Raw genomic sequence first — 18,933 nt, forward strand, 5'->3', positions numbered from 1 at the left:
AGATTACCTAACAAAAGTAGTTACAAGTTAATCAGAAATATTACACATTTAAAGTAAAAACTTGCATTTTTATGTACCTATTTTTCTAAACTCCCAACAACTCCACTCAACAACCCATTAAAATCAAATTCAGGGTCTTCTTTTAAACCCATTCGAACGATAACTAAATCATGGCTTGGGAAAATCGCTACCATTTGTCCTTGATAACCACTTGCGTAGAACATGTCTTTTGGAGCATTTGGAAATCTTCCTCCAGCGTTTAACCAAAATTGTGCACCATATTGTCCGTTGGAAGTATTAGTTGGTGTAGACACGTATTTCGCCCAACTTTCGTCAAAGATTTGTTCGCCGTTCCAATTGCCTTTGTGTAAGTACAATAAGCCGAATTTTGCCCAATCACGTGTGGTTGCCCAACCATAAGACGAACCAACAAAATTTCCTGCCATATCGGTTTCAACAATAGCTGAATTCATGCCGATTTTGTCTAATAAATTGGTGTACCAAAAATCCAAATACTCTTGATGAGTTTTGAATTGTTTTCTCAAAATTCCACTTAATAAATTTGTTGTTCCTGATGAGTAATTCCAAGTGTTATTGGGTTTTCCAATTAGTGGTTTATTGATTTGCGATTTAGTCATATCTTCTTCAATAAAAAGCATTTTGGTAACATCCGAAATTTTTCCATAATCTTCTTCCCATTCTAATCCTGAATTCATGTGAAGTAAATCGTTTGTGGTGATTTTAGAACGTTCATCGCTTTTCCATTCCGCAATTGGAGCGGGTTTTATGATATCGAATTTACCTTGTTTTTGCAAAATTCCGAATAAAGTTCCTGTGATACTTTTCGTCATTGACCAACCTAAAATTCTTGAGTTTTTATTGAAACCATCAGCGTATTTTTCAGCTATAATTTTGTTTTTATAAATTACAATTACCGAGCGTGTTCGCTTGTCTTTTTGACTTTTTTTATCGAAAGCATTTTCAACAATAGCGTTTAATTTGACATAATCAATATTTGAAAAAACAGTGTCTTTTTGGTCTAAATTTCCATAAGGAAAAGGTAAATTAGTATTTATTTTAGTCCTTTTCGGAACATTGTACGGTTTGGAAACATCAAAATCATCGTTAATCAATGTTGCTCCTAATCCTTCACGATAAATAGCTTTTCGTTCTTTTAATCCATAGACTTTTGAAGTTACAAATCGTTCCGCATCATTAATTTCATTGGTTGCCCAATCTATTTTATCAATATCATTATCGCCTTGTTCAATGGTTTCCAACGAACGATTATCTAAAAAATGGCCTGACGTAACGCTTTTAGATGAAAAACCAGTTATCATATCAAGTTGCGGATAAATTTCTATTCGAAGATAAACTAAAACTAATAGTAGTAAAACCGCGAATATTTTGAAGAATTTTTTCATTGTAAATAGATTTTGATGCAATTTATAAATTAAAAATGAAATCAGTAATCATTATAAAATTTTACATTTATAAAACTATGATTTTATTAACATCTGTTTGGTAAAAATCAGTTTCAATTTTATTACTTTTGTATTTAGAAAAATTCTAAATAAAGAAATGTTAGATATAAATAAAATACGAGCAGACTTCCCAATATTATCGCAACAGATTTATTGTAAACCGTTGATTTATTTTGATAATGGCGCGACATCTCAAAAGCCAAAAGTGGTTATTGACGCTATTACAAAATATTATGAACAATTGAATGCAAATATTCATAGAGGAGTACATAAATTAAGTCAAGACGCTACCGATGCGTATGAGGTTTCTCGTGGTAAAATTCAAAATCATATTAATGCTAAATTCCCATACGAAGTAATTTTTACTTCAGGAACCACACATTCTATAAATGCCGTGGCGAATGGTTTTGCTTCTATTTTGAAAACTGGCGATGAGGTTTTGGTTTCTGCTTTAGAACATCATAGTAATATTGTGCCTTGGCAAATGTTGTGCGAAAAAACCGGAGCTGTTTTGAAAGTAATTCCAATGAACGAAGCTGGTGAATTAATACTATCAGAGTATGACAATTTGCTTTCAAATAAAACTAAAATTGTAACGGTTAATCATATATCAAATGCCTTAGGAACGATTAATCCTATTGAATATATGATTAAAAAAGCGCATGAAGTTGGTGCTGCAATTTTGATTGATGGAGCGCAAGCAACACCTCATTTAAAACCCGATGTTCAAGCTTTGGATTGTGATTTTTATGTGTTTTCAGGACATAAAATTTGTGGACCAACAGGCGTTGGAATTTTATATGGAAAAGAAGAATGGCTTCGAAAACTGCCTCCTTATCAAGGTGGTGGTGAAATGATTGCGACCGTTTCATTTGAGAAAACTACTTATGCTGATTTGCCACACAAATTTGAAGCAGGAACACCCAACATTGAAGGCGGAATTGTACTTGGAACAGCAATAGATTACATGAATGAAATAGGTTTTGACAATATTGCTGTTTACGAACAAGAATTGTTAGAATATGGAACTAAAAAACTTTTAGAAATAGAAGGATTAAAAATCTATGGAACGGCTAAAGAAAAAGCTTCTGTAATTTCGTTTAATATTGATGACATTCATCCTTATGACATTGGCACGATAATAGATAAATTAGGAATAGCAGTAAGAACTGGACATCATTGTGCACAACCTATTATGGATTTCTTTAGTATTCCAGGAACAATTAGAGCTAGTTTTGCTTTTTACAATACTAAAGAAGAAATTGATATCTTTGTCGAAGCCGTTAAAAAGGCTAAAATGATGTTAACTTAAACAATCATTATGAAATCGCCATTAACAACATTTTTGCGTAAGCAAACACCAATAATTAAAAAGGCGATACCATATGTTACCGCTAATAAATAAAATTTAAACATATGAAAGTATTTACATTATTAGTACTAACCATTTTTATGGCAAAAGGATGTTCGCAAGAAGCTAAAAACGATATTGCTAATGCAAAAATTGTTTATACAGCTAATACTCGTGGTTTTTATCAAAAAATAACAATACAAAATCAAGAAATTTCTGTTTCTAAAGAAAGAGACTCCGCCGACAAAGGAGTTACTTCCAAAATTTCTGATGCTGATTGGAAAGAGTTAGTTGGATATTTTGAAAAGATAGAACTTGATAGTTTGTCAACTTATAAAGACCCGACTCAAAAAAGAGTTTATGATGGTGCAGCAATCGCAGAGTTGATAATTAATTACAAAGAGAAAGAATATCAAACCAAAAATTTTGACCATGGTTATCCACCTGTTGAAATTGAAAAGTTTGTGAACAAATTGGTTTCTTTGGTTAAAGAAGAATAAATAGATTATAATTGATACTGAAATGATTCAGCATAATATGACAATACAAGAAATACAGGACACAATTGTTGATGAATTTTCGATGTTTGACGATTGGATGCAACGTTATGAGTACATTATCGATTTAGGGAAAGCACTTCCTTTAATTGATGAACAGTACAAAACAGAAGACAACATCATAAAAGGTTGTCAATCTAAAGTTTGGGTTCATGCGGAACAGAACGAAGATAAAATAGTTTTTACTGCAGATAGTGATGCTATTTTAACAAAAGGAATAATTGCAATATTGATTAGAGCCTTTTCAAATCAAAAAGCAGCGGATATTTTAGATGCAAATACCGACTTTATAGATGAAATAGGATTGAAAGAACATCTTTCTCCAACTAGAGCTAATGGTTTGGTATCAATGGTTAAACAAATAAAAATGTATGCTTTAGCGTATAATGCTAAAAATTAAATAATTATGGAAGAATTTAAAGATGAAATTAATTTAGGTGAGAATGTAGTTAAGGTTTTAAAAGGAATTTACGACCCAGAAATCCCTGTTGATATATATGAGTTAGGTTTGATATATGACGTGATGATTAATGAGGATAATGAAGTAAAAGTATTAATGACTTTAACATCACCAAATTGTCCAGTTGCAGAGACTTTACCTCGTGAAGTGGAAGAAAAAGTAACCAAAATTGATGTAGTTAAATCATGCGAAGTTGAAATCACTTTTGATCCACCATGGAGCAAAGATTTAATGAGCGAAGAAGCAAAACTTGAATTAGGAATGTTGTAAAATGTCAGAAGAGATTATAAATAAAGTTGCCAATTCTGCACTTGAAGTTTTCGATTTGGAAGATTATTATCCAAATGGAGTTCGAACTCAAATAGACATATCAAAATGGCTTTATGAAGGATTTCTTTTGAAAGAGAAAGACTTTCGTGAAGCATTAAAAAATCATGATTGGTCGCAATATCAAGGGCAATTAATTGCAATTAATTGTTCAACAGACGCTATAATTCCGGCTTGGGCAAGTATCCTTGTAACTGTTTATGTTTCACCATTTGCAAAGAAGGTTGTTTTAGGTAATTTATCTGATTTAGATACTTTGTTGTATCAAGAGATTTTGTCTGAAATTGATTATTCTACATATCAAGATAAGCCTGTAATTTTAAAAGGTTGTTCTAAAAAACCAGTACCAGAAAGTGCTTACATCATTGCAATTCAAAATCTTCAACGAGTTGCAAAAAGCATAATGTATGGCGAAGCATGTTCAGCGGTGCCGTTATACAAGAAAAAGTAGTTTAAATTCTACAAAATCAATAGCTTACATTTTTTCATATGGTTTGTTAAAGTCAAATGTATTTTTACCTTTGCACTCGAAAATTTTAAAACAAAACAAAATGAAAAAAATTTTACTTTCAATAGTTTTTTTAATGACTGTGAGTTTATCAATAGCTCAAACCGCAGAAAAAGAGAACTTAAAAAAAACTGAAGAAGCTGCAAAAGTTGCTGCGGATAAACCTAATGGATGGGTTAAAAAAGGGACTTTTACTTTTTTAGCAAATCAAGCAACTTTCAATAATTGGTTAGCAGGTGGTCAAAGTAACATCTCAGGAAATGTGGGATTAAATTATGATTTCAATTACAAAAGCGGAGATTGGAATTGGGACAATAGATTATTTGCTGCTTATGGTCTTACAAAAATAAAAGATCAAGAAATGCAAAAGTCTGATGATAGATTGGAATTCAATTCATTATTAGGTAAAAAAGCTTCAGGATACTGGTTTTATTCAGCATTTTTTAATTTTAAAACTCAATTAGACTCTGGATTTGATTTAGGCTCTGGAATAAAAACTTCTCATTTCTTTTCACCTGCCTTTTTTCAATTTGGACCTGGTATGATGTGGAAAAAAAGCGATAATTTGAAAGTAAATATTGCTCCTGCAACTTCTAAATTAATTATTGTTCATCCTCATTTTACAACAGTTGGTTCTTCATTTGGTGTTGCACAAGGTGATAATACACGTTTTGAATTTGGAGCAGCTGTAAATGGTTATTACAAATTTAAGTTAATGGAAAACGTAACTGTTGAAAATATATTAAATTTATATTCAAACTATTTAGAAGATCCTCAAAATGTAGATATTGATTATACTTTAAATATTGCAATGAAAATCAATAAAACTTTATCAACAAATTTTGCATTCCAAACAATTTATGATGACAATGCATTTAGAGGTTTTCAAACTAGACAAATTATTGGTTTAGGGGTGAATTATGGTTTTTAATACATAATCAATTCAATTATATAAAAAATGCCTTTAGAATTTCTAAAGGCATTTTTTTATTCTTCTTTTTCTATAGCATCTTTGTAATCTGGATAAAGAAACTTATTGTACGGAAATCTCGTTACATGAATTTCTCTTACAGCTTCATAAACGATTTCTCTAAATTGTTCAAAGTTTTCTTTTTCTGTTGCAGAAATAAATAAAGCGTTTTTTTCACCAACATTACTCATCCAAGTTTGTTTCCATTCATCCAAAGTGTAATGTTTAGTTGTTCTTTCGGTCATTAAATCATCTTCTTCAATAGTAAGATGTTTATAAGCGTCAATTTTATTAAAAACCATTATGGTTGGTTTATCATTACTTTTAATGTCCATTAAAATCTGATTTACAGATGCTATATGATCTTCAAAATCAGGATGTGAAATATCAACAACATGAAGTAACAAATCAGCTTCACGAACTTCGTCTAATGTGCTTTTAAAAGACTCTACCAATTGAGTAGGTAATTTTCTAATAAACCCAACAGTATCAGACAATAAGAAAGGCAAATTTTTAATTACAACTTTTCTAACAGTTGTGTCTAAAGTGGCAAATAATTTGTTTTCTACAAAAACATCACTTTTTCCAACGGCATTCATCAAAGTTGATTTTCCAACATTTGTATATCCAACCAAAGCAACTCTAACCATTGCCCCACGATTACTTCTTTGAACAGACATTTGTCTATCAATAGTTTTAATTTTATCTTTCAATAAAGCAATTCTATCTCTGACAATTCGTCTATCGGTTTCAATTTCTGTCTCTCCAGGACCACGAAGACCAATACCTCCTTTTTGTCTTTCAAGGTGTGTCCACATTCCAGAAAGTCTTGGTAGCAAATATTGACATTGAGCCAATTCTACTTGTGTTCTAGCATAGGAGGTTTCTGCTCGTTGAGCAAAAATATCCAAAATAAGATTGGTTCTATCTAATACTTTACAATCTAAAATTTTTGAAATATTTTTTTGTTGTGAAGGTGATAATTCATCATCAAAAATCACAGTAGATATTTCATGCTCTTTTACATAAAGATGAATCTCATCCATTTTTCCTGTTCCAAGAAAAGTCTTCGGATTGGGTTTGTCCATTTTTTGCCAAAATCTTTTTACAACTTCACCTCCAGCAGTAAAAGTTAAAAATTCTAATTCATCCAAATATTCTACAAGTTTTTCCTCATTTTGATTTTGAGTTACAATACCAACTATGACTGTTTTTTCAAAATCTATTTTTTCTTTTTCTAACATAATATTCTTTTCTATGTGCAAAAATAGACAAAATGCATAAAAAATCGACAATCTACAACATGAAATATTTTTAACAATTTTATTTAGTTAAAAACACCATTTTTATAGCTTTATTTATAAATTTTGTTAAATTTGGAGATTAAAACCAAACAAATACATAATAATAATTAACTTAAATTACTACGTTAATGAAGAAAATTACTTTACTAATTGTTGCTTTATTGTTTACAATAGTTGGTTATTCTCAGTTTCCTACTCCAGGTTCTGAAGGATTTGAAGGTACTACAGGTGTAGACTTACCAACAACGCCAACCCCATGGACTTTGGGAACAGGTGCAACTGGAAATCAATGGGCCGTTTTTGATAACGGAGTTGGTCCAACAAGAAGATGGGGTATAAACACAGCTGTTTATCCTGCCTATCAAGGTACAAATTGTGCTTTTATTGATCGTGAAAATATTGGTCTCGGAAATACTTCTGAAGATTATTTGGCAACACCAATTGTAACAGTTCCTGCAAATGGACAATTACGTTTCTGGACAAGATCAACAATCGCAACTGTATCTGCTACGGAATATCTTATAAAAGTTAATACAAATGTCACTGCTGGTTCACAAACTACAGCTGCAAATTACACAATAACAGCAGCTTCTTGGACAGAAACCACTTTAAATACAACTTACAATGTTTATGAAGAAAAAGTTGTTGATTTATCTGCATTTCCTGCTGGCACACAAGTCCATATAGCTTTTGTAATGCGTCATACTCAGCCTGCTGCAGGTTTGGGTGGTGACAGATGGTTAGTAGATGATATAAGATTAGTTCAAAGATGTTTAGAACCTACAAATTTATCAGCAGGTTCAATTACACAGAATTCAGCAAATTTAAACTGGTCAAATCCAAGTGGTTCAACTTCATGGGAAATTGAAGTTTTTCCATCTGCAACTGGAACTCAAACAGGAGTTGGAGTCGTTTATAGTGGTGCCTTGCCTTATCCTGCAACAGGATTATTGCCAGGTACAGCATACGTTTATTATGTCCGCTCTCTTTGTACAGATGGTTCAAGTAACTGGGTAGGTCCTTTTAATTTTGCAACCGCAACACCCGGTTTATCATGCGTAGCTCCAATTACGGTTACAACACTACCTTATAGTACAAATGATAATACAGCTAATTATGGAGACACAACAGATACCAATCAGGGTACATCTTGTGGTTCAGCCACAAACTTCATGACAGGAAATGATGTGTTTTATTCTTACACACCAACAACTACTGGAGCTATTAGTATTACTATGACTCCAGGTTCAAATAGTTCATCTATTTTTGTATATCAAGGATGTGCTAATGTTGGCGCTACTTGTTTAGCAGGTGTAGCAAACACAACTAATACTGTAAGATCAATTCCTAGTTTAAACGTAACAGCGGGTCAACAATATATTATTGTACTTTCTGGAACAACAGCAGCTCAAACATATGCTTACTCTCTAGTTATTCAACAATTGAATTGTGCTCAGCCAACAAACTTAGCAGTAACAGGAATATCATTGAACGGAGGAAACCTATCTTGGAGTAATCCAGGAGGAGCAACTTCATGGGAATATGTTGTGCAATTGTCTGGTTTACCAATTCCAGCTGGTGCAGGTACCCAAACAAGTTCTAATACAACAAATCCTATTTCAGGTTTAAATCCAGATACAGCTTATCAATATTGGGTAAGAGCAGATTGTGGAAATGGAACTTTTAGTGCTTGGTCTGGACCTTTTGTATTTAATACATTAGTACCGCCACCAGCATGTGGAGGAACATATACAGATCCAGGTGGAGCTGCAGCGAATTATGCTGATAATTTAGATTCAACAGTAGTTATTTGTCCATCTACTCCAGGCGAAGTTGTAACAGTAACATTTACAGCATTCAATACTCAAGCGAGTAATGATGGATTATATATATTTAACGGAAATTCAGTTGCATCACCTCAATTTTTAAGCGGTAATCCTGCAGGAACTGTTCCTGGAGGTTTAGCAGGTTCTTATTGGGGAACAACTAATCCTGGAGCGTTTACATCTTCAAGTGCTGATGGATGTTTAACATTCAGATTTAGAAGTAATGCAACTACTAATGCTGCAGGATGGGTTGCAAATGTAACATGTGCTTTACCTCCAGTTTGTCCAGCTCCTTTTTCAGTAACAGCAAACACAATTTTAAATAGTTCAGCAAACATAGCTTGGACTGCAGCAGGACCTGCAACACAGTGGCACGTATTAGCTTTACCTTGTGGATCACCAGCACCAACAGCAGGATCTACAGGATGGGTAACGGCAAACACGAATCCTTTTCCATTAACAGGGTTGACAGGAGAAACTTGTTATAATGTTTATGTGAGAAGCGCTTGTTCGGTTTCAGATTTAAGTACTTGGTCTGGTCCAGCAGTATTTACCACAACAATAACACCACCAGCATGTGGAGGAACATTTACTGATCCGGGTGGAGCAGCTGCAAATTATGCTAATGGTGCTGACTCTACTGTAACAATTTGTCCTACTGTTCCTGGAGAAGTAGTAACAGTAACTTTTACAACTTTTAATACTGAGGCCAACTGGGATGGATTATATGTATTCAATGGAAATGCAATTACATCTCCTCAGATAGCAAGTGCTAATGGCGCTGGAAATGTTCCTGGCGGATTAGCAGGATCTTATTGGGGTAACTTAACAGGAGCAAATTTACCTGGTCCATTTACTTCTACAGCTCCAAATGGTTGTTTAACTTTCAGATTTAGAAGTGATGGTTCTGTTAACAATCCTGGGTGGGTTGCAAATGTAACATGTGCAGTGCCGCCAACTTGTCCAAATCCAAATACTTTAACAACATCTGCAGTTACTTCAAACTCAGCTACTTTAGCATGGGTTAATCCAAATACTGCAACTACATGGCATGTTTTAGCGTTACCTTGTGGTTCTCCAGCTCCAAATGCATCTACAACAACTTTTATAACAACTACTACAAATCCTCATATATTTACAGGATTAACACCAGATACTTGTTATAATTTATATGTTAGAGCTGTATGTCCTGGAAATGATTTAAGTAACTGGGTAGGGCCAACTACTATAACTACTCAAATTGCACCACCAGCTTGTGGAGGAATATTTACAGATCCAGCTGGTGCAACTGTTAATTATGCTAATGGTTCAGATTATACAGTTACTATTTGCCCAACAATACCTACAGAACAAGTAACAGTAACTTTTACAACATTTAATACTGAGGCTAACTGGGATGGATTATATGTTTTTGATGGAAATTCAATAACAGCTCCTCAATTAGCTAGTGCTAATTTAGCAGGAAATGTTCCTGGAGGTTTACCAGGTTCTTATTGGGGTAATTTAACAGGTGCTAATTTACCTGGTCCTTTCACAGCATCAAGTGCAAATGGTTGTTTAACTTTCAGGTTTAGAAGTGATGGTTCTGTAAACGCTCCGGGTTGGGTTGCAAATGTAACTTGTGCTCCAGCTCCTACTTGTCCAAAGCCTACTGCGGTTGCTATATCAACAGTAACACAAGCAGGCGCAACAATTTCATGGACTGAGATAGGAACAGCAACAACATGGGAAGTACTTATTTTACCAGCTGGTTCTCCTCCTCCTACAGCAGGATCTGCAGGGATTATTACCACAACTAACCCTTATTTAGCAACAGGATTAAGTTCAGGAACACAATATGTTGTTTATGTAAGATCAATTTGCGGACCTTCAGATATAAGTTTATGGTCTAATGTTAGGTCATTTACAACATTAATTGCAAATGATGAATGTGCCAATGCTACAGTAGCGCCAGTTAATCCAACAACAACATGTACTCAAACGGTATCAGGAACAGTAGTTGGAGCAACAGCTTCATCACAACCTAACGCATGTGGCGGAACTGATGATGATGATGTCTGGTTCCAATTTACAGCAACTAGTACCACACATACAATAAACTTTAATAACGTTACGGGAAGTACAACAGATTTATTTCATGTACTTTACTCAGGAACTTGCGGTAATTTAACACAACTATATTGTAGCGATCCTAATACTAGTATTGCTAATAATTTAGTACCTGGTCAAACTTATTTTATAAGAGTTTACACTTGGTCAGCAACAGCAAATCAAACTACTGCATTTACATTATGTATAGGCACTCCGGTTCCTCCTCCAAGTTGTATAACAAATACGGCAGCAGGAAACACATGTGCTGTAGCTACACCAATATGTAATTTGAACGGATATTGTGGAAATACTTCGGCTTCATATACTTCTGACTCTTGGCCAGAATTATCAGCTGAGTTTTGTGGTTCATTAGAAAACAACTCTTTCTTAACATTTGTTGCTTCATCTTCTACGATATCATTAGATGTATGGGTTACAAGTTCACAAGACAATTTAGGTATTCAGATTATGATATTTGGTGCTGCAACTTGTGGATCAGGTCCAGTTACCGAATATTTATGTTGGAGTCCAGGAAATGTTCCTGCGGGATCAACCAATTTAACTGCAACAGGATTAACTCCTGGTCAGACCTATTATGTAATGATTGATGGATTTGCAGGCGACGTAGCTAGTTATGTTATTGGAGCAAATACTGGAATTCAAACTCCAGTTGCAATTAATACTTCTACCTCTACAACTTCTCCTACAATTTGTTTAGGACAAACAGCAACTTTAAATGCGACAGGTGGTAATGGTATTTATACTTGGACACCATCTACTCAGTTAAGTGCAACAACAGGAAGTAGTGTTATATTCTCTCCAACAGCAGTTGGTACATATAATATAACAGCAACATCTTCTGATAATAACCCATTATGTCCTCAATCAGCATCAAGTACACAAACTATTATAGTTGTTGATTATGTTAATGCAACATTTAATCAGATAGCTCCATTCTGTGAAGGAACTACACCTCCATTGTTGCCAACAACATCAACTACTGGTGTTACTGGTACTTGGTCACCACCTGTTGTAAGCAATGTGGTAGGTACAACGACCTATACATTTACACCAGCTATTACACAATGTTCTTTTCCAACAACTATGGATATTGTTGTAACACCTAGTATAGTTCCAACATTTTTAGCTCCAGCACCTATTTGTTCTGGTGCTCCAGCTCCAGTGTTGCCAACATCATCAAATAATACAGTTCCAATTACAGGAACATGGTCACCATTAACAGTTAGTAATACGGCATCTGGTACATATACATTTACACCAGATCCAGGTCAATGTGCTACAACTACTACATTAAATGTTACAGTTTTAACAAATTGTGATTTTGGTAGTTATGCAAATGCAGTTTGGTTGACAAATTGTGCGACTTCAAATTTCTTTAATACTGTTGGTTCAGGTATAGATATAATAGGACCTGCATCAAATGTTTTCCCAAATACTGATTTAGGAACCTATGTACAAAATTCAAACACATTAATTCTAAGAGGTGCAGAGGTAAAAACATTTAAATCAGTAAATGCAAATGTTTGTAGCGCTCGATTAAATTATAGAATTTATCCGGCAGCTACAACTCCAGGTGCATTTACAGTATTAGATTTACCTTTCTTTGATAACTGTGGAGGAGGTACTTTCCCATCTGGAGGTCCATGTAATACAGGTGACCAAAAATGGCAAAGAGTATTGAATGATTCACAATCTCCAATTAACTTGACAGCTTATGCTCCAGGTGATTATGTTTTAGAAGTTTATTATGATGTTACAGGAGATGTTAATTCAACAACGGATTGTGATGATACAGTAATAATCAATAATAACGGAGCAAATTATATTGCTACATATACAATTCAAGCTCAACCTTTATATACGAGTACAAACCCAACAACTTGTGGTGGTACCGATGGTACAATTACAATTTCTGGTTTAGCACCTAATGAAGCATATGATTTAACTTATCAAGATGGTACAACTACAGTTGGACCAAACAACGTAACTACTAATGCTGCGGGTCAATTTGTTATTACAGGTTTAAATTCTGGTAATTATTCTAACTTCTTATTGTCAATCAATAGTTGTTTATTAACTAATAATACACCAATAATTCTAGTTGATGCTAATAGTCCAACTGTTACAGTAAACAGCCCAACAGTCTGTGCTGGTACTCCAGCTACAGTAACTGCTACGCCAGGTGCGCCAGGTACATATAATTATGTTTGGACAGTTCCAACAGGAGCAACAGACCCAGGAAACGTTGCAACATTTGATGCGGCTATTTCAGGAACTTACTCAGTTGTAATTACTGACACAACTTCTGGTTGTAGTAGTTCAAGTGTTTCTTCAGTTGTAACTATTAACGCTAATCCTACAGTAACAGTTAATAGTCCTACAGTTTGTGCTGGTACTCCAGCTACAGTAACAGCTACGCCAGGTTCGCCAGGTACATATAATTATGTTTGGACCGTACCAACAGGAGCGACTGACCCAGGAAACGTAGCAACTTTTGATGCAACAATTTCAGGAACTTACTCAGTAGTTATTACAGATACAGCAACAAGTTGTACTAGTTCTAGTGCATCAGGAATCGTAACTATTAATACTAATCCTACAGTAACAGTTAATAGTCCAACAGTTTGTGCTGGTACTCCAGCTACAGTAACAGCTACGCCAGGTGCGGCAGGTACATACAATTATGTTTGGACAGTACCAACAGGAGCGACAGACCCAGGAAACGTTGCAACATTTGATGCAGCTATTTCAGGAACTTACTCAGTTGTAATTACTGATGTAACTTCTGGTTGTAGTAGTACAAGTGTTTCTTCAGTTGTAACTATTAATGCTATTCCTACTGTAACTGTTAATAGCCCAACAGTTTGTGCTGGTACACCAGCTACAGTAACAGCTACACCAGGTGTAGCAGGCACATATAACTATGTTTGGACAGTTCCAACAGGAGCGACAGACCCAGGGAACGTTGCAACATTTGATGCAACAATTTCAGGAACATATTCAGTTGTTATTACAAATACAGTTACAAGTTGTGTTAGTTCAAGCGCCTCAGGAATTGCAACTATTAACGCAAACCCTACTGTTACAGTTAGTAGTACAACAGTTTGTCAAGGTTCTACTGCAACAATTACTGCAACGCCAGGAGTTTCAGGAACTTATAGTTATGCTTGGACTGTTCCAGCTGGAGCAACAAATCCAGGTAATAATGCTACAATTAGTACAGCAATTGCTGGTACATATAGTGTTGTTATTACAAATACTGCGACTGGATGTATAAGCCCAAGCGCAAGTGGAACTGTTTCTATAAATCCAAATCCAACTGTAATAGTAAATGATGTTACAATTTGTCAAGGTAGTACTGCTACAGTTACTGCAACTCCGGGAACATCTGGAACTTATACTTATGTTTGGACAGTTCCAACAGGAGTGACAAGTCCAGGAAACGTTTCTTCTTTCTCTACGACTATATCAGGAGTATATTCTGTAATTATTACAGATACAACAACAGGATGTTCTAGTTCAAGTGATTCAGGTACTGTAACATTTGTACCTGCGTTTGATTTTGTAATTGATGGGGCATGTGTTAATAATAATTTTGTTTTAGAAGTTACACCAACAAATGGAAGTTTTGATGTAAATACTGCAAGTTTTGCATGGACATATGGTACTACAGCAGTTGGTAATAATGATTCAACATTCGACGTTACTTCATATGTTAGTTCAACTCCAGCAAATGAGCCATTACCTTTAACTTTTAATGTAACTGTTACTACTGCAGCTGGTTGTACTTTATCGCACCCAATAACATTAGCAGGTATTTATTGTACTATTCAAAAAGGTATTTCTCCTAATAACGATGGATTTAATGAATTTTTTGATTTGCAAAATCTAGATGTTCAGAAATTAAGCATCTATAATAGATATGGTACAAATGTATATTCTAAAACCGATTATACTAAAGAATGGGTTGGTCAATCTGATAATGGAAATGAATTACCAGATGGTACTTATTATTATGTGATAGAATTTAAAAACAATCAGCCAAGCAAAACAGGTTGGATTTATATTAACAGAGAAATAAAATAACAAACTAACTATATAATGATAAATTTCAAAACAATGAAAAAAATATATTTCTTAACAGCGTTTGCTTTGTTGACATTCCTTGAGATGAGTGCACAACAAGACCCTCACTACACTCAGTATATGTATAATATGAGTGTTATTAACCCTGCTTATGCTGGATCTAAAGAAAACCTTGCTGGTGGTTTGCTTTACAGAAAACAATGGGTTCAAATTGAAGATGCACCAACAACAGGAACATTCTTTTTACATAGTCCAGTTGGTAAGAATGTTGGTTTAGGTTTATCTGTAATTTCAGATAAAATTGGACCAGTTGAAGAAAATAATATCTATGCAGACTTTTCTTATACTTTAAATTTAGGAGGCGAGCATAGGTTAGCTTTTGGTCTAAAAGGAGGTGCTACTTTTCATAAAGTTGCATTGTTTAGTCAAATTGGTAACGGAAACGTTCCTGATCCTAATGACCCTGCCTTTGCATCAAATACAAACAACACTTTCTTGAATTTAGGAACAGGTTTGTTTTATTATACAAACAAATATTATGTTGCTTTATCTGTTCCTAATATGTTAAAATCAAAGCATTTAGATTTTAATGGTAGACAATTTGGTACTGATACACAGCACTATTTCTTAACAGGAGGATATGTGTTTGATTTAACTCCTAACGTTAAATTTAAACCATTTGCAATGATTAAATCTGCATTTAATGCTCCAACATCTTTTGATGTGTCAACAAACTTTATGTTCAATGATAAATTTGAAGTTGGTGCAACATACAGATTAGAAGATTCGTTTGGAGCAATGGTTAACTATGCGATTACTCCAAATTTAAAAATTGGATATGCTTATGACCATATCGTTTCAGATTTGAATATTACAACACCATCTTCTCACGAGGTAATCTTGTTGTTCGATTTGAACTTCCCGAAAAAAGTATCACAATCTCCAAGATATTTCTAACATAAAAATAGTAAAAAATGAAAAATCTATATATAGCATTAAGTTTTGTAGCAATTAGCGCATCTGTTTTTGCACAAAATAAAGACACAAAAGCTGCAGATAAATTATTCAGTAGATATGAATATGTTTCTGCTGCTAAGGAATATCAAAAATTGGTTGATAATGGTAAAGGTGATGGATATGTTTACAAGCAACTTGCTGATACATATTATAACATGTTTAATACTACTGAAGCTTCAACTTGGTATGCTAAAGCAACAGAATCTTCTCAAGATGCTGAAACCTATTTTAGATATGCTCAAATGCTTAAAGCAAATGGAAAGTATGAAGAAGCTAACAAGCAAATGAATAAGTTTGCCTCTATGGTTCCAAATGATTTGAGAGCTAAAGCTTTTAAAGAAAACCCAAATTATGTTCCTAAAATTTTAGGAAAAGGTGTTAGTTATACTGTCAATTCTCTACCTGTTAGTTCAGATAAATCGGATTTTGGTGCAGTAATGTATGATAACACACTTTATTTTACAAGTGCTAGAAATGGTGCTAGAAAAAATTATGGTTGGAATGACGAACCTTTTTTAGATGTTTATACTTCTACAATGGGTGATTCAGGAACTTTTTCTGAGGCGTCTACTTTAACATCTGTAAATTCAAAGTTTCATGATGGACCAGTAACAATTAGTACTGATGGAAATACAATGTATTTTTCAAGTGATAGTTTTAGAGAAGGTCTTTTCGAAAAAGATAAAGTAAATAAATTGAAACTTGGAAAAAACAATCTTTATGTTGCCACTAAATCTGGTGATACTTGGACTAATATTAAACCACTTCCTTTCAATAGTAAAGATTACTCTTTAAGCAACCCAAGTTTAAGTAGAGATGGAAAAACATTATACTTCTCTTCTAACATGCCAGGAAGTTTAGGTGGTGTTGATATTTGGAAAGTTTCTGTGAATGGTGATTCTTATGGTGCTCCTGAAAATTTAGGAAATAAAGTAAATACTGAAGGAAATGAAAGTTTCCCTTTCATTGCTGATGACAATTCTACATTATATTTTGCTTCAAGCGGAAAACAAGGTTTAGGTGGATATGATGTTTATCAAATTGACTTAGCTAAAGGTTCTGAAGCTGTTAACATGGGTAAACCAGTTAATACTGAAAAAGATGATTTCGCTTTTACCTTTAATAAAGCTAAAAACTTGGGTTTCTTGTCTAGTAATAGAAATGGTAATGATGATATCTTTAGCGCTACTCCTATTTGTGGTGTTGATTTATTAGTTGTTGTAACTAATGCTAAAACTGGCGAAATACTTTCTAATGCTAAAGTTGCAATATTAGACGATAAGAAAAATGTTATTGCAACTGAAACTTCTAATGACAAAGGTGAAGTTAATTTTAGAGTTGAATGTGATAAGCCATATTCAATTCAAGCTTCTAAAGATGGTTTCGAAGGAAATGTTTTCCCAGTTGCTAAAAGCAAAGGACCAACCGCTAAAATTGATGCTGCATTACAACCAATTGACGTAATAGTTACTCCAACAGAGATTATCTTAAAACCAATTTATTTTGAATTTGATAAGAGCAACATCACTCAAGAAGGAGCATTTGAATTGGATAAATTAGTTCAAGTGATGAAAAATAATGACAAGTTAGTAATTTATGCTAAATCTCACACAGATAGAAGAGGAAGTGATAACTATAACATGTCATTGTCAGAAAGAAGAGCTCAAGCGACTGTTCAATATGTAATTTCTAAAGGTATTCCTGCTGAAAGAATTTCAGGAAAAGGATTCGGAGAATCTGAGCCTAAGGTTGCATGTGATAAATGTACAGAAGAAGAACACTCTCAAAACAGACGTTCAGAATTCTTAATCGTGAAATAATTAAGATTTAATCAATAAGATTTAAAAACCGAGATGAAAGTCTCGGTTTTTTTTGTTGTCTGATCTACAGAAGCTTCGCGATTAATAGTGTTTTTATTTGTTTTAAGGCATTTTTCTAATGAACACCTAAATATCTTTTCAAAGTCTATGAACTTGTCTAAAACACGATTAATTTCAATTTCTCTTTAGTTAAAATAATAAACACTATTTATGTGAGTTATAATTTAGAATACATTGTTGATGAATTTTTTTAAGCAGAAAAATGATAAAAAAATTTATATTACTTATCTTAATGGTTTTTTTGTTTTCCTCTTTTATCTCTTACAAAGAACGTTGGGATGAAAGTAGAGATTGTTGGTCACCTTTAATGGTTGCTATTTATAAAAATAAAATTAAGAAGTTTGAAAAATTAATAAAAAGCAAAAAAGGTATAACTTATGTTTCTATTTGTGATAAAAGTGACTATGAATTAACACCTTTAGAAGTTGCTATAAGATGTGAAAATGCATATGCCGTTGAGCTTTTATTGAAAACAAGAGCGTACAAAAATCTTGATGAGTATTTATTAATTGCATCTGGTTATGAAAGTATAAGAACTGTTGCTTTAATAATTCAATATGGAGGAAATCCAAATTTCATAGATGAAAATAATCATACTATAATCATGCAAGCTACTAGCTTTAGTACAGTTAAAGTTTTAAAGACTATACTAAGTTTTAGTTCACAAAATATAAACATTCAGAGAAATAAAAACTCAGCGACAGCATTAATGCTTGCTTCATATGCAAAAGATGTAGATAAGGTTAAACTTCTTTTAGAATATAAGTCAGATATAAAAATAAAAGACAGTAAAGGTCGAACAGCATATGATTACGTAGACACAGATTATATTAACAAAAACTGTAATGAGCAGCAAATGAATGAACTACGAAAATTGCTAAAAATTGATTAGTGAATAGTAAACAAAAAAAGAGCTTCCAATTCAGGAGGGCACTGAAAAAGTCCTTTAAGTAATAAGTATAATAATTTAAGGAGTAGAAAACTTAGTTTTTCTGCTCTTTTTTTTGTATATTTAGCTGTAATTATAGAGTTTTATAGATGTTATTAAAGC

The 18,933-nt window shown here is 33.5% G+C and carries 12 protein-coding genes; 10 read left to right on the forward strand and 2 right to left on the reverse strand.

What is annotated here, in order from left to right; translation table 11 throughout:
- Positions 1–77: 77 nt before the first annotated feature.
- Positions 78–1,424 (reverse strand): serine hydrolase domain-containing protein, encoded by a 1,347-nt coding sequence (locus tag ACIQ06_RS06015; RefSeq protein ID WP_396144464.1) that lies wholly within the window; start codon positions 1,422–1,424, stop codon positions 78–80.
- Between the two features lie 157 nt (positions 1,425–1,581).
- Here ACIQ06_RS06015 and ACIQ06_RS06020 point away from each other — a divergent pair, with 157 nt between their 5' ends.
- The 6 genes from ACIQ06_RS06020 to ACIQ06_RS06045 all read left to right on the forward strand — a co-directional run bounded on the left by ACIQ06_RS06020 (position 1,582) and on the right by ACIQ06_RS06045 (position 5,618).
- A complete protein-coding gene (locus ACIQ06_RS06020) occupies positions 1,582–2,796 on the forward strand; it encodes an aminotransferase class V-fold PLP-dependent enzyme (protein ID WP_396144466.1) in 1,215 nt (404 codons plus the stop codon).
- 104 nt (positions 2,797–2,900) lie between these two features.
- The gene (locus tag ACIQ06_RS06025; RefSeq protein ID WP_396144468.1) at positions 2,901–3,335 is read left to right on the forward strand and encodes a hypothetical protein; all 435 of its coding nucleotides are present in this window, start codon (positions 2,901–2,903) and stop codon (positions 3,333–3,335) included.
- 37 nt (positions 3,336–3,372) lie between these two features.
- Positions 3,373–3,792 (forward strand): SufE family protein, encoded by a 420-nt coding sequence (locus ACIQ06_RS06030; RefSeq protein WP_396144470.1) that lies wholly within the window; start codon positions 3,373–3,375, stop codon positions 3,790–3,792.
- 6 nt (positions 3,793–3,798) lie between these two features.
- Complete coding sequence (locus ACIQ06_RS06035) at positions 3,799–4,122, forward strand: SUF system Fe-S cluster assembly protein (protein WP_298117622.1); 324 nt, start codon at positions 3,799–3,801, stop codon at positions 4,120–4,122.
- 1 nt (position 4,123) lies between these two features.
- Complete coding sequence (locus tag ACIQ06_RS06040) at positions 4,124–4,630, forward strand: DUF2480 family protein (protein WP_396144473.1); 507 nt, start codon at positions 4,124–4,126, stop codon at positions 4,628–4,630.
- A 100-nt stretch (positions 4,631–4,730) separates the two neighbouring features.
- Positions 4,731–5,618, forward strand: coding sequence for a DUF3078 domain-containing protein (locus ACIQ06_RS06045; protein WP_396144475.1), 888 nt, complete (start codon positions 4,731–4,733; stop codon positions 5,616–5,618).
- A 56-nt stretch (positions 5,619–5,674) separates the two neighbouring features.
- Here the strand turns inward: ACIQ06_RS06045 and hflX are convergent, their stop codons facing one another.
- On the reverse strand, positions 5,675–6,901 hold the full coding sequence (hflX, locus tag ACIQ06_RS06050; protein WP_396144477.1) for a GTPase HflX: 1,227 nt from the start codon (positions 6,899–6,901) through the stop codon (positions 5,675–5,677).
- Between the two features lie 188 nt (positions 6,902–7,089).
- Between hflX and ACIQ06_RS06055 the strand changes: the two genes are divergently transcribed.
- The 4 genes from ACIQ06_RS06055 to ACIQ06_RS06070 all read left to right on the forward strand — a co-directional run bounded on the left by ACIQ06_RS06055 (position 7,090) and on the right by ACIQ06_RS06070 (position 18,774).
- A complete protein-coding gene (locus ACIQ06_RS06055; RefSeq protein ID WP_396144479.1) occupies positions 7,090–14,985 on the forward strand; it encodes a fibronectin type III domain-containing protein in 7,896 nt (2,631 codons plus the stop codon).
- A 33-nt stretch (positions 14,986–15,018) separates the two neighbouring features.
- Complete coding sequence (locus ACIQ06_RS06060; RefSeq protein ID WP_396144482.1) at positions 15,019–15,942, forward strand: type IX secretion system membrane protein PorP/SprF; 924 nt, start codon at positions 15,019–15,021, stop codon at positions 15,940–15,942.
- A gap of 17 nt (positions 15,943–15,959) precedes the next feature.
- Entirely contained in the window at positions 15,960–17,822 is a 1,863-nt protein-coding gene (locus tag ACIQ06_RS06065) for an OmpA family protein (protein ID WP_396144484.1), read from the forward strand.
- 262 nt (positions 17,823–18,084) lie between these two features.
- Complete coding sequence (locus tag ACIQ06_RS06070; protein WP_396144486.1) at positions 18,085–18,774, forward strand: ankyrin repeat domain-containing protein; 690 nt, start codon at positions 18,085–18,087, stop codon at positions 18,772–18,774.
- Positions 18,775–18,933 lie beyond the last annotated feature (159 nt).

It is taken from the genome of Flavobacterium sp. (assembly GCF_044341265.1).
In the GTDB taxonomy this organism is placed as follows: Bacteria; Bacteroidota; Bacteroidia; order Flavobacteriales; family Flavobacteriaceae; genus Flavobacterium.

Bases quoted from the DNA above. Each gene is read 5' to 3' on its own strand.
- ACIQ06_RS06035 (WP_298117622.1), top strand. From the start codon at position 3,799: ATGGAAGAATTTAAAGATGAAATTAATTTAGGTGAGAATGTAGTTAAG.
- ACIQ06_RS06025 (WP_396144468.1), top strand. From the start codon at position 2,901: ATGAAAGTATTTACATTATTAGTACTAACCATTTTTATGGCAAAAGGA.
- ACIQ06_RS06045 (WP_396144475.1), top strand. From the start codon at position 4,731: ATGAAAAAAATTTTACTTTCAATAGTTTTTTTAATGACTGTGAGTTTA.
- hflX (WP_396144477.1), bottom strand. From the start codon at position 6,901: ATGTTAGAAAAAGAAAAAATAGATTTTGAAAAAACAGTCATAGTTGGT.
- ACIQ06_RS06065 (WP_396144484.1), top strand. From the start codon at position 15,960: ATGAAAAATCTATATATAGCATTAAGTTTTGTAGCAATTAGCGCATCT.
- ACIQ06_RS06070 (WP_396144486.1), top strand. From the start codon at position 18,085: ATGATAAAAAAATTTATATTACTTATCTTAATGGTTTTTTTGTTTTCC.
- ACIQ06_RS06015 (WP_396144464.1), bottom strand. From the start codon at position 1,424: ATGAAAAAATTCTTCAAAATATTCGCGGTTTTACTACTATTAGTTTTA.
- ACIQ06_RS06030 (WP_396144470.1), top strand. From the start codon at position 3,373: ATGACAATACAAGAAATACAGGACACAATTGTTGATGAATTTTCGATG.
- ACIQ06_RS06040 (WP_396144473.1), top strand. From the start codon at position 4,124: ATGTCAGAAGAGATTATAAATAAAGTTGCCAATTCTGCACTTGAAGTT.
- ACIQ06_RS06055 (WP_396144479.1), top strand. From the start codon at position 7,090: ATGAAGAAAATTACTTTACTAATTGTTGCTTTATTGTTTACAATAGTT.
- ACIQ06_RS06060 (WP_396144482.1), top strand. From the start codon at position 15,019: ATGAAAAAAATATATTTCTTAACAGCGTTTGCTTTGTTGACATTCCTT.
- ACIQ06_RS06020 (WP_396144466.1), top strand. From the start codon at position 1,582: ATGTTAGATATAAATAAAATACGAGCAGACTTCCCAATATTATCGCAA.